General features: G+C 61.7%; 22 protein-coding genes. 1 reads left to right on the forward strand and 21 read right to left on the reverse strand.

Going from position 1 to position 18,873, the window contains the following annotated elements; genetic code table 11:
* Positions 1–10: 10 nt before the first annotated feature.
* From BUA42_RS07955 to BUA42_RS08035, 17 genes are all read right to left on the reverse strand, one after another.
* A complete protein-coding gene (locus BUA42_RS07955; protein ID WP_072777482.1) occupies positions 11–661 on the reverse strand; it encodes a phage tail tape measure protein in 651 nt (216 codons plus the stop codon).
* Positions 648–857, reverse strand: a complete 210-nt coding sequence (locus BUA42_RS07960) for a rcc01693 family protein (RefSeq protein ID WP_072777162.1) — start codon at positions 855–857, stop codon at positions 648–650. Before BUA42_RS07960 ends, BUA42_RS07955 begins: the two co-directional genes overlap by 14 nt.
* Complete coding sequence (locus BUA42_RS07965) at positions 854–1,174, reverse strand: gene transfer agent family protein (protein ID WP_072777163.1); 321 nt, start codon at positions 1,172–1,174, stop codon at positions 854–856. Before BUA42_RS07965 ends, BUA42_RS07960 begins: the two co-directional genes overlap by 4 nt.
* Positions 1,175–1,176: 2 nt before the next feature.
* Positions 1,177–1,593, reverse strand: coding sequence for a phage major tail protein, TP901-1 family (locus BUA42_RS07970; protein ID WP_072777164.1), 417 nt, complete (start codon positions 1,591–1,593; stop codon positions 1,177–1,179).
* Between the two features lie 35 nt (positions 1,594–1,628).
* Positions 1,629–2,039, reverse strand: coding sequence for a DUF3168 domain-containing protein (locus BUA42_RS07975; RefSeq protein ID WP_072777165.1), 411 nt, complete (start codon positions 2,037–2,039; stop codon positions 1,629–1,631).
* Positions 2,036–2,371 (reverse strand): head-tail adaptor protein, encoded by a 336-nt coding sequence (locus tag BUA42_RS07980; protein ID WP_072777166.1) that lies wholly within the window; start codon positions 2,369–2,371, stop codon positions 2,036–2,038. The genes BUA42_RS07975 and BUA42_RS07980 overlap by 4 nt, the downstream gene beginning before the upstream one ends.
* Entirely contained in the window at positions 2,368–2,961 is a 594-nt protein-coding gene (locus BUA42_RS07985; protein ID WP_072777167.1) for a head-tail connector protein, read from the reverse strand. The genes BUA42_RS07980 and BUA42_RS07985 overlap by 4 nt, the downstream gene beginning before the upstream one ends.
* A 171-nt stretch (positions 2,962–3,132) precedes the next feature.
* On the reverse strand, positions 3,133–4,314 hold the full coding sequence (locus BUA42_RS07990; RefSeq protein ID WP_072777168.1) for a phage major capsid protein: 1,182 nt from the start codon (positions 4,312–4,314) through the stop codon (positions 3,133–3,135).
* A 30-nt stretch (positions 4,315–4,344) separates the two neighbouring features.
* Entirely contained in the window at positions 4,345–4,887 is a 543-nt protein-coding gene (locus BUA42_RS07995) for an HK97 family phage prohead protease (protein WP_178346877.1), read from the reverse strand.
* Between the two features lie 14 nt (positions 4,888–4,901).
* A complete protein-coding gene (locus BUA42_RS08000; protein WP_072777169.1) occupies positions 4,902–5,129 on the reverse strand; it encodes a GTA head formation protein, RCAP_rcc01685 family in 228 nt (75 codons plus the stop codon).
* Positions 5,122–6,297: a phage portal protein gene (locus BUA42_RS08005; protein ID WP_072777170.1), complete on the reverse strand. Its 1,176-nt coding sequence runs from the start codon at positions 6,295–6,297 to the stop codon at positions 5,122–5,124. Before BUA42_RS08005 ends, BUA42_RS08000 begins: the two co-directional genes overlap by 8 nt.
* 267 nt (positions 6,298–6,564) lie before the next feature.
* Positions 6,565–7,932 carry a DNA-packaging protein gene (locus BUA42_RS08010; protein ID WP_084066160.1) on the reverse strand — a complete coding sequence of 456 codons (1,368 nt, stop codon included), beginning with the start codon at positions 7,930–7,932 and terminating at the stop codon, positions 6,565–6,567.
* Entirely contained in the window at positions 7,856–8,197 is a 342-nt protein-coding gene (locus BUA42_RS21150) for a hypothetical protein (RefSeq protein ID WP_072777171.1), read from the reverse strand. The genes BUA42_RS08010 and BUA42_RS21150 overlap by 77 nt, the downstream gene beginning before the upstream one ends.
* 246 nt (positions 8,198–8,443) lie before the next feature.
* On the reverse strand, positions 8,444–9,187 hold the full coding sequence (locus BUA42_RS08020; RefSeq protein WP_072777172.1) for a sulfite exporter TauE/SafE family protein: 744 nt from the start codon (positions 9,185–9,187) through the stop codon (positions 8,444–8,446).
* A gap of 31 nt (positions 9,188–9,218) precedes the next feature.
* On the reverse strand, positions 9,219–10,379 hold the full coding sequence (gene mltG, locus BUA42_RS08025; protein ID WP_072777173.1) for an endolytic transglycosylase MltG: 1,161 nt from the start codon (positions 10,377–10,379) through the stop codon (positions 9,219–9,221).
* 3 nt (positions 10,380–10,382) lie between these two features.
* Positions 10,383–11,645 (reverse strand): beta-ketoacyl-ACP synthase II, encoded by a 1,263-nt coding sequence (gene fabF, locus BUA42_RS08030; protein ID WP_072777174.1) that lies wholly within the window; start codon positions 11,643–11,645, stop codon positions 10,383–10,385.
* Between the two features lie 175 nt (positions 11,646–11,820).
* Positions 11,821–12,627 (reverse strand): glycosyl transferase, encoded by an 807-nt coding sequence (locus BUA42_RS08035; RefSeq protein WP_072777175.1) that lies wholly within the window; start codon positions 12,625–12,627, stop codon positions 11,821–11,823.
* Positions 12,628–12,838: 211 nt separating this feature from the next.
* On the opposite strand from BUA42_RS08035, the gene rsgA reads away from it, so the two are divergent.
* The gene (rsgA, locus tag BUA42_RS08040) at positions 12,839–13,867 is read left to right on the forward strand and encodes a ribosome small subunit-dependent GTPase A (RefSeq protein WP_072777176.1); all 1,029 of its coding nucleotides are present in this window, start codon (positions 12,839–12,841) and stop codon (positions 13,865–13,867) included.
* Positions 13,868–13,923: 56 nt separating this feature from the next.
* On the opposite strand, the gene BUA42_RS08045 is transcribed toward rsgA, so the two are convergent.
* From BUA42_RS08045 to argE, 4 genes are all read right to left on the reverse strand, one after another.
* Complete coding sequence (locus BUA42_RS08045) at positions 13,924–15,087, reverse strand: M20 aminoacylase family protein (protein ID WP_072777177.1); 1,164 nt, start codon at positions 15,085–15,087, stop codon at positions 13,924–13,926.
* An 18-nt stretch (positions 15,088–15,105) separates the two neighbouring features.
* The gene (locus BUA42_RS08050) at positions 15,106–16,278 is read right to left on the reverse strand and encodes a M20 aminoacylase family protein (protein WP_072777178.1); all 1,173 of its coding nucleotides are present in this window, start codon (positions 16,276–16,278) and stop codon (positions 15,106–15,108) included.
* A gap of 77 nt (positions 16,279–16,355) precedes the next feature.
* On the reverse strand, positions 16,356–17,702 hold the full coding sequence (locus tag BUA42_RS08055) for an NAD(P)/FAD-dependent oxidoreductase (RefSeq protein WP_218588618.1): 1,347 nt from the start codon (positions 17,700–17,702) through the stop codon (positions 16,356–16,358).
* Complete coding sequence (argE, locus tag BUA42_RS08060; RefSeq protein WP_072777180.1) at positions 17,702–18,868, reverse strand: acetylornithine deacetylase; 1,167 nt, start codon at positions 18,866–18,868, stop codon at positions 17,702–17,704. Before argE ends, BUA42_RS08055 begins: the two co-directional genes overlap by 1 nt.
* Between the last annotated feature and the right edge of the window lie 5 nt (positions 18,869–18,873).

Below are 18,873 nucleotides of genomic sequence, written 5' to 3' on the forward strand. Positions count from 1 at the left end.
TTCGCCCTCCTCAAAGGTTCCGTTGACCCGAACCCAACACGCGGCCCATATGCGCCGCGATCTGGCTTTGCGAGCGACGAAAACCTTGCACGTCCGGTGTCGAGATGTTCATCACCACGTTCACCGGACGCCCACCGCCGCCCGCGCGCACACCCAGCTTTCCGTCCGGCCCGCGCGCCAATGGCATGATCGCCTCTGGCCCGGCCTCACCCATCAGGCCCATGCCGCCCCGCATCGGGAAGGTGGTCGGTCCACTCACCACACCGCCATCCGCGAACGGCATCACACGCCCCTGCGCAAAACTCCCACCCTGCGCGAAGGGCAGCAGGTTCCCTATCCCCTGCATCACCATCCCACTCAGATGCTCTTTCACCGGGTTCACAGCCGCCTTGTAGGACGCGCCAATCATCGATTTCGCAATCCCTCCCAGCGCGTCAGAAAGCTTCATCCCGTCAAATACGATGCCATCGATCGCGCGGCTCAAACCTCGGTTCAATGCGCCTTCCAGCTTGGCCGCACCTTTCCCGGTTTCCGACAGCGACTCCCTGACCTTCGCCATCTCCGCCTGAAATCCACCGGCTATGCTCGTCGCTCCGACCAGAGCGTCGCTCAGTGCATCCACCTGCGCCTCAAACCCGTCCAGTGCTTCAATCTCGATCATCATCCCTCCCTTTCACGCTGTCCGGATACGTCGCCATCAATGCATCCAACCCGTCCCGCCTCATCGGTGTAACTCCGTCCCTACGACCCAAAAGCAATTGCAACTCGGCAGGCGTCAGCCCCCAGAACTCATCCGGCTTGAGGCCCAATCCACGCATCCCGGCGTGCATGAGCGAGGACCAGTGAAACCGGTTCACCCTTCACCGATGGGCGTGAATGCCCGCGTCAGCAACTCCGCCGCCACCCGCGCGGCAACCACGGGTCCACCCTCGATGTCCGAGGCAAGCAAATCCTGTGCCGTCCCGGTCCACCCACCGCCGCGAAGCCCCGCCACGATCAGAGCAAGCACATCCCGGCTCGAACATCCTGAGCCTTCGAACCGTGCCACCAGATCAACCAAAGACGCCTCGCCCAGCCCGGCCTCCAGCTCTGCCAAGGCCCCCAGCGTCAGCCGCAGAACCCGCGGCTCCCCGTCGATCACCAAGCTCACTTCTCCGCGCCAGGGGTTCGCCATCTTTACGCCGCCGCCGTGAAGGCCACTGCGCCAGCCGACGCCAGCGACAATTCATACGTGGCTTCCCCGTTATGTGACCCGGCATATTCCAAACCGGTCACCTGGAACGGCGCTTCCATCACACCGAAATCGGGAACGATTACCTGAAACGCTGGCGTCTTGCTGTCAAAGAAGATCTGCCGCGCCCGCGCATCGGTGATCGAATCCTTGAACACGCCCGCACCTGAAATTCCGACGCTGCGCACGCCGGCTCCGGCGAGCAACTCGCGCCAGCCGCCGTCACTCTCCAAAGAGGTCACATCGACCGTTTCGGCATTGAAGCTTACACGCGTCGCACGCAGACCCGCCAGCGTTTCAAACGTTCCATTTCCATCCACATCGACCTTGATCAAAAGGTCTTTCCCGTTCTGAGCACCCATCGCTCACACTCCTTGTCCTGAAAACTGCGACGCGTTCAGGCGTCGTCTTCAACCCGCGCGCGGAAGATCAGATCGATCCGCCGCCGCCCGGCCTTTTCCCGTTGCGCTTGTGCCCGCTTGAAGTTCAGCGCCACCAGACGCCCCCGCGCCAAAGCGATCTCCGCGTCAATCAGCGCGTCACACACCGCCGCCGACACCTCTTTCGCACCCTGAAATCCCGCATCGTCCGAGATCACAGAGACCGCAAACTCGTGCCATGCCCCGCGCCCCGTCTTGTCACTCGCATCGAGCGCTTTCTCCGGACCCAAAGCGACGTAAAGCTCTGGCAACTGGCCCTTGGGCACCGCGTCATAGATCTTGTCACCGACAAGACTGCTAACCTCCGCATCGTCCCGTAATGTCTCGAAAACCCCGGCCTGCAAAGCGGCCGCAACCGCATAGGTCATGTCGCCAACTCCTCGTCACAGATACAGATGAGGAACCGCGCCGCCGGGTCCGATTCCGTAACCGAATTAATACGAAACACCCGTTCGCCAGACCGAAACCGCTGCTGCGGCAATGGCCGTTCAGAATGCCCAGATGGCGCAGCGCGAACGATGATCCGAAAGCCCGTCACCGAGACCTGTCCCGTCTCGCCGACGCCTTCCCGCCCGGTCCGGGGCGTCACTTCCCCCCATATCGAACCCAGCGCCTCCCAGCTCTCGTGCTGACCACCCGCGCCATCCGGCACCGATATCAGCCGCTCAAGCACCAGCCTTGATGTCAAACGGTGGCTCATGCGCCAAACCCCAGCCGGACGGGACGGTAACGCGCGATCAGGCTTGTCACACCGAAAGGCATGCAGCCCTGGCCTAGCGCCGTCTCATCGCGGTATTCGTAATAATGCGCGGCCAGCAGCATCACTGCCTGCGCGAGATCTGCGGGCAAGTCCCCGAAGGCCAGCGCCATGCCCGCCTCGAACCGCACTTCGACGCTTCCGTATTCAGGCACCGACGGCAAGACCGTGCCAACCGGGCGTAGGCAAGGCGCGCTTGCATCCTCGACCAGCGAATACCGATCCGATGCCACGACCGTTCCAACGCCAAACCGATCCACCAGTTGCACCTGCGTCACCATCCGCACGGGCGCAATCGGAAGCACCTGCCCGGTCACATCACGCCAGCGCTGCAAGCTGCATAAAAAGTCCCGGGCGATCAGTGCCTTGCCTGTCCGCGCCTCGACCGCCGCAATGGCCGCGCGCAGGAAACCAAGCAACAAATCATCCTGCAGGCTATCCTCGGCAAATCCGCTTCCAAGGCGCAAATGGTCCCGCAACCGCGCCACCGGCAAAGCCGCATCAGGTATCTGGCTTTCTTCAATCAAATACATCTCATGTTCTCCGTAAACCTGTCCCCATGTCCGTCGCCGGGACCCAAGTCGGACGCGCGCCACCGCCGTTGCTCGGACGGAGGGGAGCGGCTAGACAACGCCGGCCATTGGCGCGCGTCCCACGAGACAGGCGATCCGCTAACCGCGCTGCCCCGTGTTCGTCGTCACTCGTCAAGCCGTGGCAAAACGCAGGAGTTTGATCGCCGCAAAGTCGCTGACATCGCCGCCAACACGCTTGGTCGCGTAGAAGAGGACGTGCGGTTTGGCACTGAACGGATCGCGCAGCACGCGCAGGTCCGGACGTTCCGCAATGGTGTAACCCGCGCGGAAATCTCCGAATGCAATCGCATCCTCACCGGTGGCAATGTCCGGCATGTCCTCAGCAATCAGCACCGGATAGCCCAGCAGCCGCGCAGGCTCTCCAGAAGTGAACCCGTCCGACCACAGGTGACGACCGTCCGCGTCCTTCAGCTTGCGCAGTGCACCCGCGGTTTTCGAGTTCATCACAAAGGTCGCATTCGCGCGGTACTCAGCCCCCAGCGCGTAGACCAGCTCGATCAACGCATCTCCATTTCCGATGTCGCCATCCACACCCGTCGGCACGTAACCGATGTTGCCCCAGGCCCAGACATCGTTGTCCACCGCCGGATGGGTCAGGATACCCGTCGGTTTGTCTGCACCGTCACCTGTGATGAAAGCACCCGCCTCTGCACGGCTGAACGTGTCGGCAATCCGCCCCGCGAGCCAGGTCTCGATGTCAAAGGCCGTGTCGTCCAAAAGACGCTGAGACGCTTTCGGCATCGCACTCAGCTCGTGCAGCTTGATCGAAATGCGGTCGATTGTCGGCGTCCCGGTCTCAGAGCGTGCTCCCACTTCGTCGGCCCAACCAGCACCCGCATCGACCTGATCGATCAGCACGTCATAGCTCGGAGCCTCGACATTCACGACCGATGCAACCGCGCGCAAAGACGCGCTGGACGACAAAACGCCTTGTATGGTCTCGGACGTGACCGGATCTACAAGATACCCACCGTCGCCATTCACCACCGTAGACATGGATTTCACATCCAACTCCAGCCCGCGCAGGCCATCATCATCGCCGGTGCGCAGATAGGCATCAAACGCCTCGTAATGCACATCCGTCTGGGCAACGCCGCCCGCCAAGGCCGGTCGGCCCGTTACTGCTGTTTTTCGATCAAGCATCGTCATCCGCTCTTCCTGTTCCTGTAGCTTTCGATTGAAGTCGTCCCGCTGGCGCTTGACGTCCTGCACCAAACCCGCCAGCGCGGTGCCCACTTGGGTGAACGGAGACACATCTTCCCCGATCCGCGACTCTGTCCCGGTCTCACTCATCCCGATTTTCCCTTGGTCTAAAGGTCGGCCCTAGCCGTCCACCAATGTCCGGCGCGCCGTCTCGATCATGCGCGCCACCTCTCGCAGACCGGCCGCCTCCGGGGTCTCCCCCTTGGCCGCCACCCGCGCACTGGGCAGCATCGGGAACGTCACCAACGACACCTCCCAAAGCTCCAGTTCCGTCAGAACCCGTCGGCCCTGTTTGTCCTTTGTCGCGGCCTTGGTCCGATAGCCGATCGACAATCCGTCAATCGCCCCCGCCGCAACCAGCGCCGCCGCCTCTCGGCCCTTCTCCACGCTGTCCAGAATACGGCCCTTCACATAAAGGCCCGTCTCGTCCTCGCGCACTTCGTCCCAAACCCCGATGGGCTGCGCCGGATCATGCTGCCAAAGCATCTTGACTGCACGCCCACCGCACGCCATTTGCTTCAAAGACGCCGCGTAAGCTCCTGCAGAAACGACATCATTTCCCTGATCACACTGCCCGAAACGTGACGCATAACCTTCGATCACGCACCCGTCCGTGACCGTCACCGCCGCGTCAAATGTGCAATACTTCCGTTCCAGTTCCATCCCCAAACTCCCAGTCACGGTGCCACCTGCACAAACTTCAGGAACACCTCTGCCAACACTGCCGCCGCGACGCCGTAAACGGCCAGCCAAACCCGTTTCTCCAGCCGCTCAATCATCTGTTCGATCCGATCGAGCCGCGCTGAAATCCCTTCGAAACGCAGCTGCGTCACCCGCTCATGCGCATCGAGCTTCAGCGCAGGCGCGCAATCGAAGGCCTCAAAACCAACCCGTTGCTCACTCATCGAAAGCCACCGGCAATCCAAGCAACGACCGCTTCTCCGCAGCCGAGAGGAAATCCGCGCCCGCAATTCGCGCCCACTGCGCATCGCGCTCCGTGGCAAGCGCAGGCACCTGGTCAAGGTCCGGTTTCAAGACCAGCGCTTCGCCCACATGTCCTGAAAGCCAGGCTGACACCGCCGCCGATACCCGCGCCACCAAGGGCAACACCGTCAACCGGTAGAACGCCCGATGCGCTTCGGCGTAATTGGCATAGGTCGCCTCACCAGGGATCCCGAGCAACATGGGCGGCACTCCAAACGCCACCGCAATCTCACGCGCCGCCGCTTCCTTGGTCTTCTGAAATTCCATGTCGGACGGTGAGAACCCCATCGGTTTCCAGTCCAAACCACCTTCCAACAGCATCGGACGCCCCGCATTCCGCGCGCCCATATGATGGCTCTCGATCTCGTCGACCAACCGGTCGTACTGATCCGTCCCCATCCCCGACACGCCGTCCGTCCCGTGATAGACAATCGCCCCCGATGGCCGGGCCGCGTTGTCCAGAAGCCCTTTCGACCATCGCGATGCCGCGTTGTGCACATCCAGGGCCTGCGCTGCAGCGACCATCGGGCTCAGCCCGTAGTGATCGTCCTGAGGATGAAACGCTTTCACATGACAGATCGGTGCGGTGTCCCCAGTCATGTCAAAGCGGTGCGACTTCCCGCCAACGCCGTACTCATAAGCCACAGGCCAGCCATCGGAGCCGGGAACCAGTTTCATCCGATCCGACCGCAACACATGCAACTCGGTCGGCACACCCTCAACACCAACAGCCTCGAAATATCCGTCCCCAGACAACAGGAGCTGGCCATAAAAGGCCTCGAACAACTCCGCCTGCCCCTGCGCCGGATTCGGCCGCCGCAAGAGGTCCAGAACCGGATGCATCTCATACCGCTGCTGCGCGTCTTGCAGGACCAGTGGCACCGCCGCCGACGCCTCAGCGATAAGTTTCACCGCCCGAAATCCCACCGGGTTTCCGGTGAACCCCGTCCGGGTCAACGACGATGTATCCCGCGCGGACCAGGCAACGCGTCCCATGTTCTGCCACGACACAACCGGTCCGGTGGCGCTGGCCTTGGCCTCAACCGCGACCCCGTCCTTGCGTTCCCGCCGAAAGACATTCCAAACCATTCCGTCCTGCTCCTCGCATGTCGTTCCGTTTCCGGCGCGGTCGGGGTGCGCTCTCGACCCACCCCAACCGGCGCCTCACCAAAGACCCAAGCCCCCAAAGGTCTCTGGCCCACCCAGACACAAGCGTCCCGTCCGTAGCCCGCCAAAACGCAAGGCCCGCTCCCAAACACCTGATTTTTCGTCGTTTTTCTTTCGCACCACAGTGCGCTTCGTTGATGAAACCAACCTACCAATCAAAAGTTAACGGCTGGAAACTATACCGAACGGTCACCGCACCAGCGTGCGCACACGCGGCCGACGCCACTCCGCCGCCCGCGAAATCACCAGATCCGTCAACGCCCAGACAAGCGCATCCACACGGTCCGGAGACCCCGTCCCCTGAAACCCCGCGCGCGTCATCTGGCTCATTTCGTCTTCAAGCCTGTCGAATACGCCGTGATGCGACACGCGACCTTGCTCGTAAAGGGCCGCAACAGGCTCCGCCCGTGCCCCTTTCGATTTCGATGCATGCACCCGGACAACAGGCACCATCGGATCCACCTGCCGCAACACGGTTTCCACCATGTCACCACCTTGGTTGACCTCTGCGACCAGAGCCTGCGCGCCCCAGCGTTCCATCGCCGTAATTGCCCGCCGCGCCCAGATCAACGGCGACACGCCCTGAACCGACGCGTCCTCCAACACAACCGCCCGCCAGTCCTGCGGCGGTCCATCAGTCACCACACCGGCGACAACAATCCCGCACGCATCCGACCGTTTCGATGATCCTGCCGGCGGGTCAACCGCCACCACTACTCGATCGAACTCCGGTAACGCCTCGCAGCGTGCCGCCTCCAGAACGTCCAGAGGCCAAAGCGCCCCGTCCACCTCGTCAAGCAGATCGCCATCCAGTTCTTGCCGTGCGAGCCGCGACCCGGCAAACCGCGCGCGCACCTCCTCCAGAAACGACGACGCCAGATAGGCTTCGTTCGCCTCGGTCGGCGCGCGCGTCACCACCGTTGACGAAGACGCCAGCAAAGTCTTCAGAACACCCACATTGCGCGGTGTTGTCGTCACGCAGACCTTGGGATCGTCCCCCAACCGCAACGTGAATTGCAGCATATCCCACGCCTCTTGCGCGCGCCTCCACTTGGCCAATTCATCCACCCATGCCCCGTCAAACTGCGGGCCCCGCAACGATTCCGGATCATGCGCGGAACACACGACCGCCAAGGCACCGTTCGGCCAGCGCAGCATCTTCCGCATCGCCAACCACTCGGGTTGCCGATCCGGCGGCGAACAGGCCATGATGCCGCTATCTCCGAAAATCATCACTTCGCGGACCTGCTCGATGGTCTCTCCCACCAAAGCGATCCGCTTGCAGCGCCCCTCATCCATCGGGCGCGCGCCCTCGACCTGTGACCGCACCCATTCGGCACCGGCGCGGGTTTTCCCCGCGCCGCGCCCACCAAGGACCACCCAATTACGCCAGTCACCCTCGGGGGGCAGCTGGTGCGCATGGGCCCAGAACTCGAACAGATACGGCAGCGCCAAAAGCGCCCCGGGGATCTGTTCAAGTTCACTCAGAAACGTCTCCCTCACGGCAGCATCTGCGGAGGCGATCCAGGCGGCACCCGATAACGTCCCTTGCTGCATCAAGGTCGAGTCCGTAGCTTCCGCTGATTTTTGCAGTTTCTCTGCGATGGCGAGCAATGTGCACCTCCGTTTCCTTGGCGTGTTTCAGCCAGGCCCGCAGATCGGACAGGATCTTCCCTGCCTCGACCCCCGTTCCAAATTCACCGGCCTCCACCGTCTCGCGCAGTCGCATGACCATCTCACGGATGGTCCGCAGCTCCTGCGCAATGGCAGCGCGCTCTTGGTCGAGCGCGTCGCCCTCTTCGTCTGCAGTGATCAGTACCATCCCAATCTCTGCCTCCTGTGCTGAATGGATCTCCGTCCATCGACGCACCGGCAGCCCACGGACGCATCCGCAACCTGTTGATGCCTAGCAGGCCATGACGGGATACCGGCAGCGGCGATAACGCCGGCCTAATACCGCGCACGACGCCTTAACCCGAACGCAAACATTGCGCGCGACCGCCACAAAACAGAGGGACAGACCACAAATTGAAGTGATTCAGGTTTGCTTAACCACAACGCACGCCGCTCAAAACAGCCCGCGCCGCAACAGGTTCAGTCCCAATAGAAGGAAAACGTAAAGCAGCACCTTGCGGAATTTCTCGTTCGACATGCGGTTCCGCAGCCGCGCGCCCAGTGCAAATCCTAAGAGTGTCGGCAGGACCAGCGCCAGCGACACGGCAGCAAGCGACGGCGTCAGCAGTCCCTCCAGCACATAGGCTGCGAAGAACGGCACGCCGCCAATGAACAGCAGCAGCCCAGTCGCCCGAACAAACTCGTCCTTCTGCACCTGCCGCGCGCTCATATACATGATAACGGGTGCCACCCAAACACCCGACAATCCACCCAGAATGCCCCCTAGCGTCCCCAGGCACAGTTGTGCCGCCCGGTCATACCGATCCGGGATCGCCGGCATCGTGAACCGCAGATTCAGAGCCGCAAAAGCGACAATCGACAGTCCCAGCGCCAGAAAGATCACCCGATCCGACACCTCGGCGGATAAGGATACCGTCACGAAGACGCTGACCCCCAGCGCTGCGGCGAACACCCAATATCGCTGAAACGCACCACGAACGTCGCCCATCGACCAAACCTGCCACGCGTTCGACACCACGATCGGGACAAGCCCCATGGCAATCGCCGTGCGCGGGTCGATGAAGATCGTCAGCATGCTGATGGCCGCCGTCGGCAATCCGATCCCGACCAGGCCTTTGACCGATCCGGCAATCAGGAACACCAGCGCACCGATCAGAAGCAGATCCATCAACACCATGATGGCATCACGCGATCAGCGCAGGGCCGCGTCAATTGTCCCGCTGCGCCTCAAGCGCACGATACGCGGCCACATTTTGGTTATGCTCTTCCAGCGTCACCGCGAAATTATGCCCATCCGACGGATCAAGGGTCTTGGCGACAAAGAAGATATACGGCGTCGTGTCCGGATTCAGGGCTGCCTCGATGGCCGCCCGACCGGGATTGGCAATCGGCGTTGGTGGAAGTCCGGGGATCACGTAGGTGTTCCACGGCGTTTCTGCCCGCAACTCGCTCTGGCGAATGCCACGTCCGAGCACACCTTCGCCACGCGTGATCCCATAGATCACCGTCGGGTCTGTCTGCAGCCGCATGCCTTGGCGCAAACGATTCACAAACACGCTCGACACAAGAAACCGCTCATCCGGCGTTCCGGTTTCCTTCTCGATGATCGACGCCATGATCAGTGCTTCTTCCGGGCTCTCATAGGGCAGATCATCCTGACGGTTCGCCCACGCCTCTGCCAAAATCCGATCCTGCGCGGACTGCATGCGCGCGATCAAATCAGCCCGTGTCTCGCCCGGCGTGATTTCATAGCTGTCCGGTGCCAGTGACCCTTCAGCCGGAATGTCGGCAACTTCGCCTTCGAGAATATCGATCTGGCCCAATTCTTGCACGATCTGCCAACTGGTGACCCCTTCGGCCAAGGCAACGCGATACCGCGTGTCGGGCTCGGCCTTGACCTCGGTATACGCGGCCGGCACCGCGTCTTCCGCCGGGTTGAATTCGGCAATCTCAACAAAGCGCCCTGTCGCCGGGTCCAACTCGCGCACCTGCACCGTCGCCCGCGCGATGCTGACGCGATAAACCACCTCCGTGCCGCACGTGCTCGCACCGCCGCGGGTGACGATATCCACGATCTCCGACATCGATGCGCCTTCCGGCACGAGGAACGACCCCGCCTTCAACTCGCTCGTCTTGCCAGCGTAATCCGCACCGATGCGCAGCAGCGCCGCGCTCGATACCGCACCATCTTCGGCCAATTGCTCGGACACACGGCGGAAATTCGATCCACGATCGACCTGCACACAAATCGGCTGATCGAGCGGTCCCTCCGAGACATATTCGTTCTGGGCCCAAATCAGGGCGCCGCCGAACAGAAAGACGAGAACGACCAGAAAGGTCAGCGCGTTAGACGCAATGTGTCGCCACATGATCTAGCGGTCCACCCGTCCGAAAACGACACTGGCATTCGTGCCACCAAAGCCAAAGGAGTTCGACAACGCATACGTGATCTCGCGTTCCCGCTTTGCATTTGGCGCAAGGTCCACCTTTGTCTCCACCGCAGGCGTGTCCAGATTGATCGTCGGCGGCGCAACCTGATCGCGGATCGCAAGGATCGAAAAGGTCGCCTCGATCGCGCCCGCCGCGCCCAGCAAATGGCCGGTTGCGGACTTGGTCGACGACATGGTGACCTTGCCCGCCGCATCGCCCATCATGCGCTCAACCGCGGCAAGCTCGATCACATCCGCCATGGTCGAGGTGCCGTGGGCGTTGATATAGTCAATATCCGCTGGCGAAATCCCGGCATGCTTCAACGCAGACCGCATGGACCTCTCACCGCCCTCTCCGTCCTCGGACGGCGCGGTGATGTGGTAGGCGTCTCCAGACAAACCGTATCCACAGACCTCGGCGTACATCTTGGCACCGCGCGCCTTGGCGTGTTCGTATTCCTCCAGAATGACCACCCCAGCCCCTTCGCCCATCACGAAGCCGTCCCGGTCCGCATCATAGGGGCGGCTTGCCGCTTTAGGGTCATCGCCGCGCTTCGTCGACAAAGCCTTGCACGCGTTGAAACCCGCGATCCCGATTTCCGAAATCGCAGCTTCGGCGCCGCCCGCCACCATCACATCCGCGTCGCCAAACATGATCAGCCGCGCTGCATCTCCAATGGCATGCGCCCCGGTGGAACAGGCCGTGACAACTGCGTGGTTCGGTCCCTTGAACCCGTATTTGATCGACACATTGCCCGAGATCAGATTGATCAGGGCACCGGGAATAAAGAAAGGCGACACTCGGCGCGGACCCTTGTCCCGGATCAACAAAGCCGTATCGGCGATCGAGTTGAGTCCGCCGATGCCCGATCCTATCATGACCCCAGTCCGCAGACGGCTTTCTTCGTCTTCCGGCATCCAACCGGAATCCTTGACCGCCTGCTGCGCGGCAGCCAGCCCGAACTGGATGAATTCGTCGACTTTGCGCTGCTCTTTCTTTTCGAGATAGGCGTCAGGGTTGAACGTGTCGTCAGACCCGTCTCCGTAGGGAACTTCACAGGCATAGGTCGTGGCCAGATGGCTCGCATCGAACTTCGAGATGGTACTGGCACCGGACTGCCCGTCCAAAAGACGGCTCCAGCTGGCCTCCACACCGTCCGCCAGCGGCGTCACCAATCCCAAGCCTGTCACAACCACTCTGCGCATGGCGTTGCCCTTCCCTCAATGCCTCTTGCCCGCTCATACCGCGTTCGCGTCGAAAGGAGCAAGACCGCGTACTGTTCCAGCGGAGCGAACGATCCGCCTTTTTCAGATTTTTCGCAGAAAAATCTGGGCCGTCTCTATTAAATTCTGGTGAAGCGCGACCATTGGGTTTTGCCATTCAACCCCAAGCGTCGCCCAGATCCGCCCGCGTACGGTCAACCCAGTGTTCCTGCAACCAAGGCGTCGGTCGCGCAAATCTGATCAGAGACCCCCTATATCCGTCAATCGCCTCCGGCATCTTGGGCCGTCCATGAAAGCACACCACTTTCGCAGACTCAGGTAACCTTGCCGCATGTAGGAAATTGCTGGGAAACGGATTGCAGTCATACTTGAAGCTTACCACCCAATCCTCTGGAATATAGGTGAAAACACTGTTCTCCATCGCTTTGTGCGACGTATAACGCTGCTCCGATCCCCGCGCGGTTTCGACCTCTTCATACGGGCGCGCCGCGATGTCGTCGTAAAGAAATCCATGAACCGCCGGATCGTACCGGAATACAGACCCATGCCCAGTCGGCCGCCCTTTCCGGGCCTCTGTCCAGTCGTGGCGCATGACGATGTGTCCCGGCGCGAGATCAAGCAACGGATCCAACGCGCCGGTGATCACCACATCAAGGTCGAATCCCAAAACCGGTCCCTCCAGATCGGCAATCAACCTTGGCTTGAACAGCGAAACCTTGCGCATCGCCCCCTGCCTGTTCGCCACTTTCAGCGCTTCGGCCATCGGTTCGGCAAAAGGCTCAACTGGAAGATCGAGGATCTCGATATCCGGGTGCAAACCTTCCGCAGTTTCGGTCATGCACAGAAACCGCACCGGCCGGGACAGGTTGCGCCGCACACCGGAATAGAGCCGGTTCACGTATTCCGGCCCAAAAAGGGTACCCCATTTGATGCAGGCAACGGTGGCTGGCGCGGCGTGTGACATGGTGCCCGCTTAGCAACGCGCGTTTCGATTGACCAGACGCCACTTGCCGTATGCGCATTCGCCAGATACCGTTGCCGCACGAATTCTGATGCGCAGGAGGGTCGTATGGAGAGTGTGCTCGCCCTTGGGGTGCCCGCCTGATCGGGACACCCGGCCATTTGATGCGGTCGTGTTCTGGCCGCTGCCCTTTTTCAGAATTAGGATACCTTACGTGACACATGCCTCTCTTGCCGACCTAGGCTGGTCGGATCATTTCGCGCGGCAACTCACCGATGCCGACACCGCGCTCTTTCCGGCCCGCATATCTGAAGTGCATCGCAGCCAACTTGTTGCCCTGACCCAGGACGCAGACTTGCGTCTGACCCCGGCCGAACCAACCGGCCATTACGCCGTCGGCGATTGGGTGCTCACCGACGGTGCCACGGCCTTTCGCCGCCTTGAGCCAGTCACCGACCTGTCTCGCAAGGCCGCTGGCCACGTCGCCTCCGATCAAAGGATCGCAGCGAATGTCGACACGGTCGCGGTCGTCACAAGCTGCAACGACGACTTCAACATCGCGCGGCTCGAACGGTACGTCGCTCTGATCCTCGCTTCAGGAGCCTTGCCTCTTGTCGTCCTCACGAAGGCCGACCTGACCGACGACGCCGAAGACTTTCGACGTCAGGCCGAACGTCTGTCCCCCCTGCTGACAGCCATCGCGCTGAACGCAAAAGACCGGGACGACGTGGCGCGATTGAAACCGTGGTGCGGTGAAGGCCAGACCCTCGCGCTGCTTGGCTCCTCCGGCGTTGGCAAAACCACCTTGCGCAACGCGTTGACCGGAGAGGAGGCGTCAACGCAGACCGTCCGCGAAGATGATGCCAAGGGCCGCCACACCACAACCTACCGCGCCTTGCGTCGGACGCGGTTTGGCGGCTGGCTCATCGACACACCGGGAATGCGCGAACTTCAGCTCTCCGGCACCAGCGAGGGCATCGACGAGCTCTTCGACGATATCGAAGAGCTTGCCGCCCAGTGCAAGTTCTCCGACTGCGCCCATGCGTCTGAGCCCGGATGCGCCGTCAAAGCTGCGCTCGCTTCTGGCCAACTGGACACGGATCGATTTCACCGTTGGCAAAAGCTGAAACGAGAAGATGCCTACAATTCCGAATCCGTTGCCGACACCCGCGCACGCCAGAAATCCTTCGGGAAGATGGTGAAAGGCGCCATGGCGGACGCCTCGAAGAAGCGCGGGTATTGAAGCGCGAAAGGCTGACCCCTAAAGGTCAGCCTATCAAATCACCATAGGGGCACGGCTCACGCAGCAGGCATGCGCTGCTCGACGATTTCCGCCCACCACGAACAGCCAGCGGGGATTGCTTCGTCGTTAAAGTTGTACTCCGGGTGGTGCACCATCGCAGTATTACCATTACCGACGAGGATGTAGGCCCCGGGACGCTCTTCCAGCATGAAGGCGAAATCCTCGCCGCCCATCACCAGAGGCGCTTCATCACAGCCGCCCGACACCGAGGCCGCCACTTTCGCGGCAAATTCCGTCTGCTCTTCGTGATTGACCATCACGGGATAACCGCGGTGATAAGTCACCTCTGCCGTACCGCCGTATGTGGCCGCAACGCCCGCACAGATATCCTTGATCCGGCGCTCCGCCAGATCGCGCATGTCCTTCGACATGGTGCGTACCGTGCCTTTGATCTGAACCCGCTGAGGGATGACGTTGAACGCCTTTGACGATGTCTCGAAAGATGTCGCAGACACCACGACCTGATCGATCGGATCGGCATTGCGGCTGGCGATGGTCTGAAGCGCCAGGATCGCCTGCGCAGCCATCACTGTCGTGTCGACGGTCTCATGCGGTTTCGCCGCGTGTCCGCCCTTGCCTTCGAACGTGATGTCGAACTGATCAGTCGCCGCGAAAAAGGCGCCGGGGCGAATGGCGAAACTGCCGACTGGACGGCCGGGCCAGTTGTGCATCCCGTAGACCTCCTGGATGCCGAACCGTTCCATCATGCCATCGTCGCACATTTCCTTGCCGCCGCCGCCGCCTTCTTCGGCAGGCTGGAAGATCACGACGACAGTGCCATCGAAATTCCGCGTCTCGCTCAGGTATTTCGCGGCACCCAGCAACATCGCAGTATGCCCGTCATGCCCACACGCGTGCATCGCGCCGGGCGTCTTGGACGCGTAGTCGAGCCCCGTCTGCTCATGAATCGGAAGCGCATCCATGTCGGCGCGCAACCCGATGACCTTGCCCTTGCTGTCCGTCTTGCCCTTGATGACACCCACGACGCCGGTGCGCCCGATCCCAGTCGCGACCTCGTCACATCCAAAGGCCCGAAGCTTCTCGGCCACAAGCGCACTGGTGCGATGCGTCTCGAAAAGGATCTCGGGGTTTTCATGCATATCCCGGCGCCACGCGGTGATCTCATCCTGCAATTCGGCAAATCGGTTCTTAACCGGCATCTGTACTGTCCTTCCTGTCTAGTCGGACGTCGCCGGCATCCGCCGCTCAGCGAGTTCCGCGAACCAGCTGCTTCCGGCAGGGATGGCCTCGTCCGAGAAATTGTATTCGGGGTGATGGCACATCGGCGTGTCCCCATTGCCAAGGAAGATATACGCCCCCGGGCGGGCTTCAAGCATGTAGGAGAAGTCCTCCGCGGGCATGATCGGATCGACGTCATCATCCACGTCGCCCGCAACCGCCCGAGCGGCATCAGCAGCATGGCGGGTCTCGGCGGCGTGGTTGACGGTCACGGGGTAGCCCTCTTGCCACGTCACCTCGGCCGTTGCGCCGAAGGCAGACGCGGTATCCTCCGCCAACCGCGTGATCCGCTCCCTTGCAAAGTCTCGGCACTCCGCCTCCAGCGTCCGCACCGTGCCGCACATCCGCACCTTATGCGCGATGACATTCGATGCGTTGCTGTCCGTCTTGAACGTGCCCACTGTCACAACGACACGCCGCAAGGGATTGATATTTCGAGAGACAATGGACTGCAAAGATACAACGATCTGAGCCGCGACAAGGGTCGTGTCTACCGCCTCGTGCGGTGCCGCGGCATGCCCGCCGCGTCCCGTGACATGGATCTCGAACTCGTCCGCCGAAGCCAGCAAGGCCCCCGGTCGAATGGCAAACTGGCCGACAGGGATGCCGGGTGAGTTGTGAAGTCCGTACACCTCCTGGATGCCCCAGCGTTCCATCAGGCCGTCCTCGACCATCTCCCGACCACCACCGCCCCCCTCTTCGGCGGGCTGAAAGATGAGAACAACCGTGCCATCGAAGTTGCGCGTCTCGCACAGATACTTCGCCGCACCAAGAAGCATGGCGGTATGCCCATCATGGCCGCAGGCATGCATCTTGCCCGGATGCGTGCTGGCATAGTCCAGCCCTGTCGCCTCATGGATTGGCAGCGCATCCATGTCGGCCCGGAACCCGACAACACGACCAGAGGCGGTCGATTTTCCCTTGATGACGCCGACCACACCTGTCCGGCCAATGCCGGTGGCGATATCATCCACGCCGAAGCTCTTGAGCTTCTCCGCCACGAACCCGGCAGTTTCCTGCACGTCGAACATGAGCTCGGGATGCGCGTGCAGATGACGGCGCCATTCGGTGATCTCGTCGGCCATGTCGGCCAGGCTGTTCTTGACAGGCATGAAGGTCCCCTTTCGGCACCGGCAGTCATAATCCAACGTGCCTCAACCGTATTGTGCAAACAAGGATACAGCTTGTGTCAGAGGGCCGGACCCAGGTCGATCGCGCTGCCATCCGTGAAACGATCGAGCCGAAAGCGGCTCAAGTCATGGCCAACAGGGTTGCCGCACACCAGATCTGCGAGGACCCGACCCATCGCTGGACCAATGCCAAACCCGTGCCCGCTCATACCTATCCCGATGGTTAGTCCGGGCACTTGAGCCACGCGGTCTACAACCGGGACGACGTCCGGCATGACATCGATCATTCCCGCCCACATGGCGCGGTACCGGATCGGTCCGACCTCGGGAAAAAGACGCTCCACCGCTGCCGCAACCTTGCGCAGCTTTCCTGCATGCGGCTTTGGGTTCAGCACGCGGATCGCCTCGAACGGGCTGGCTTTATCCGCGTCCCACTGCCTGCGGGTCGTCCACGCATCGGGATAGCCACTCGGCGCAGCCGGCAGAAACCGCGTGCCAAAAGGATCGGACAGCAGTTGTTTGCGGAACTTTGGCAACGCCCTGACGGCGTCCGGTCCGATGAACAGCTCGTGAAAGCCGCCCGCGGCTAGCGACACTCCCCCGTCTGCGCGGGTTCGAAAGGCAAAGTCTCTTGCGGCGGCAGCACCCTGATGTGGCAGTGCAATCGGTGTCGTCGCCCCGACGCTCGCCCGCACCGACAATTGCGGGATGGTCACGCCATGCGCCCGCAGAAACAGCGATGACCATGCCCCACCCGCAACGACGACCTCTGAACAGGCGATCCGCCCAGCCTCGCAATACACCCCAGTGATCCGTCCCGCTTCGAGATCTAGCGTCCGCGCCGCGCAGCCTTCGACAATGACCGCGCCGTCTCGCGTCGCGATCCCGGCGAGCGCTGGCACGGCCACCCACGGCTCTGCACGCATATCGGACGGGGTGGTCAGCGCGCCCGCAAAACCACCTATCGCCAACTCCGGAAACCGTCGCGACAGCGCCGATTTATCCAGAAGTTCCGTGTCGACGCCATGAGCCTGCGCGAAAGGAAGCCAGGCTGCATACTGCTCAAGTGACCGCTCGCTTTCGGCCACGTAGGTCACGCCGGAACGGACGAGCCCGATGTCGACATTGGTCTGACCCGCCAATTCCGTCCACAGCCGGTTGGCTTCGACCATGATCGGCAACTCATGCGGATCGCGCCCCTGCTGTCGGATCCATCCCCAGTTCCGCGAAGACTGCTCACCAGCGATGCGCCCTTTCTCGAGCAGGACCACCCGACGCCCGAGCCGCGCCAGAAAGAGTGCGGTGGACACACCGATCACCCCGCCCCCAATCACAACAACATCCGTCTCCGCTGGCGGCGGTCCGGGAAAGGCGATCGGCACCGCTTCGGAAATCGGAAACGGCATCATCCCGACAAACTGTCCAGCAACCGCCGCATGAAGTCCTGCCCCGCCTCGAACTGGGCAACGGTGATGTATTCGTCCGGTTGATGCGCAACCGCGATATCGCCAGGTCCACAGACGACAACCGAGTATCCGGCGGACTGGAAGTGGCTCGCTTCGGTACCGTAGGACACGTACTGCGTTCCGTTGTCACCGGTCAGTTGCCGGACAAGTGTTTCCGCCTGACCGCCGTCTTCGGGTTTGAAGGGTGGTAGGGCGAAGGCCGGTTTGACCTCGATCCACGTCTCCGGCCGGACCGCTTGCATCTCTGCCTCGATCTCGGCCACAGCGGCACGCAGCTTGTCTTCCCACTGCGCCAGCGTCTCGCCCGGCACCACCCGAAAGCCAAGACCAAATTCGCAATCCTTCGCAGTGATGTTATGCGCAGTGCCACCCTTGATCTGACCGACATGCACGTTGGTGTAAGGCGGATCAAACTGCGCTGCGATAGGTCCCGCAGTGGCTGCCGCGCTTTCCGCGTTCAGCCGATTGGCCCACTCGATCAGCTTCGCCCCGTACATGATCGCGTTGACCCCGGTGTGCATGATCGACGAGTGCACTTCGAACCCGTGAACATGCACCCAAAAGGTTGTCCCACCTTTGTGGCCTGTCACCGCCTTCAGCATCGTTGGTTCCCCGACAATCACCGTGTCCGCACGCGGGACGACGCCCTGCATCGCGTCAATCAATGGCGGCGCTCCGGTACAGCCGATCTCTTCGTCGTAGCTCAGCGCAATCTGCAACGGGCGCGAAACGCCGCGGTGATGCGCCTCGACCATTGCCCAGATGGCAAGCGCATCGAAGCCCTTCATATCCGTAGTTCCGCGACCGAAGAGCTTGCCGTCCGTTTCGGTGACCGCGAAAGGCTCCACCGTCCAGGGCTGACCGTCCACCGGCACCACATCCGTGTGGCCCGACAATACGACACCGCCGTCCACCTCCGGCCCGACATGCGCAAACAGGCCGGCCTTTATCGGTTCGTCCGGTTTGATATGTCGATGGCAGGAAATGCCGTGACCGGTCAGATACTCTTCAACCCAGTCTATCAGCGGCAAATTCGTATCGCGACTGACGGTCGGGAAACCGATTAGATGGTCAAGAATGTCACGCGGGGAAAGGCGATCGGTCATAAAGC

It is taken from the genome of Marivita hallyeonensis (genome assembly GCF_900129875.1).
In the GTDB taxonomy this organism is placed as follows: Bacteria; Pseudomonadota; Alphaproteobacteria; order Rhodobacterales; family Rhodobacteraceae; genus Marivita; species Marivita hallyeonensis.

Excerpts from the sequence above, each read along its gene's own strand:
- BUA42_RS21150 (WP_072777171.1), bottom strand. The coding sequence starts at position 8,197 with ATGGTACTGATCACTGCAGACGAAGAGGGCGACGCGCTCGACCAAGAG.
- fabF (WP_072777174.1), bottom strand. The coding sequence starts at position 11,645 with ATGCGCAGAGTGGTTGTGACAGGCTTGGGATTGGTGACGCCGCTGGCG.
- BUA42_RS07985 (WP_072777167.1), bottom strand. The coding sequence starts at position 2,961 with ATGTATTTGATTGAAGAAAGCCAGATACCTGATGCGGCTTTGCCGGTG.
- BUA42_RS07975 (WP_072777165.1), bottom strand. The coding sequence starts at position 2,039 with ATGACCTATGCGGTTGCGGCCGCTTTGCAGGCCGGGGTTTTCGAGACA.
- BUA42_RS08035 (WP_072777175.1), bottom strand. The coding sequence starts at position 12,627 with ATGTCACACGCCGCGCCAGCCACCGTTGCCTGCATCAAATGGGGTACC.
- BUA42_RS08010 (WP_084066160.1), bottom strand. The coding sequence starts at position 7,932 with ATGCAGCAAGGGACGTTATCGGGTGCCGCCTGGATCGCCTCCGCAGAT.
- BUA42_RS08020 (WP_072777172.1), bottom strand. The coding sequence starts at position 9,187 with ATGGTGTTGATGGATCTGCTTCTGATCGGTGCGCTGGTGTTCCTGATT.
- BUA42_RS07955 (WP_072777482.1), bottom strand. The coding sequence starts at position 661 with ATGATCGAGATTGAAGCACTGGACGGGTTTGAGGCGCAGGTGGATGCA.
- BUA42_RS08005 (WP_072777170.1), bottom strand. The coding sequence starts at position 6,297 with ATGGTTTGGAATGTCTTTCGGCGGGAACGCAAGGACGGGGTCGCGGTT.
- BUA42_RS08000 (WP_072777169.1), bottom strand. The coding sequence starts at position 5,129 with ATGAGTGAGCAACGGGTTGGTTTTGAGGCCTTCGATTGCGCGCCTGCG.
- argE (WP_072777180.1), bottom strand. The coding sequence starts at position 18,868 with ATGACCGATCGCCTTTCCCCGCGTGACATTCTTGACCATCTAATCGGT.
- BUA42_RS07995 (WP_178346877.1), bottom strand. The coding sequence starts at position 4,887 with ATGGAACTGGAACGGAAGTATTGCACATTTGACGCGGCGGTGACGGTC.
- BUA42_RS07965 (WP_072777163.1), bottom strand. The coding sequence starts at position 1,174 with ATGGCGAACCCCTGGCGCGGAGAAGTGAGCTTGGTGATCGACGGGGAG.
- BUA42_RS07970 (WP_072777164.1), bottom strand. The coding sequence starts at position 1,593 with ATGGGTGCTCAGAACGGGAAAGACCTTTTGATCAAGGTCGATGTGGAT.
- mltG (WP_072777173.1), bottom strand. The coding sequence starts at position 10,379 with ATGTGGCGACACATTGCGTCTAACGCGCTGACCTTTCTGGTCGTTCTC.
- BUA42_RS08055 (WP_218588618.1), bottom strand. The coding sequence starts at position 17,702 with ATGCCGTTTCCGATTTCCGAAGCGGTGCCGATCGCCTTTCCCGGACCG.
- BUA42_RS08050 (WP_072777178.1), bottom strand. The coding sequence starts at position 16,278 with ATGCCTGTCAAGAACAGCCTGGCCGACATGGCCGACGAGATCACCGAA.
- BUA42_RS08045 (WP_072777177.1), bottom strand. The coding sequence starts at position 15,087 with ATGCCGGTTAAGAACCGATTTGCCGAATTGCAGGATGAGATCACCGCG.
- BUA42_RS07990 (WP_072777168.1), bottom strand. The coding sequence starts at position 4,314 with ATGAGTGAGACCGGGACAGAGTCGCGGATCGGGGAAGATGTGTCTCCG.
- BUA42_RS07980 (WP_072777166.1), bottom strand. The coding sequence starts at position 2,371 with ATGAGCCACCGTTTGACATCAAGGCTGGTGCTTGAGCGGCTGATATCG.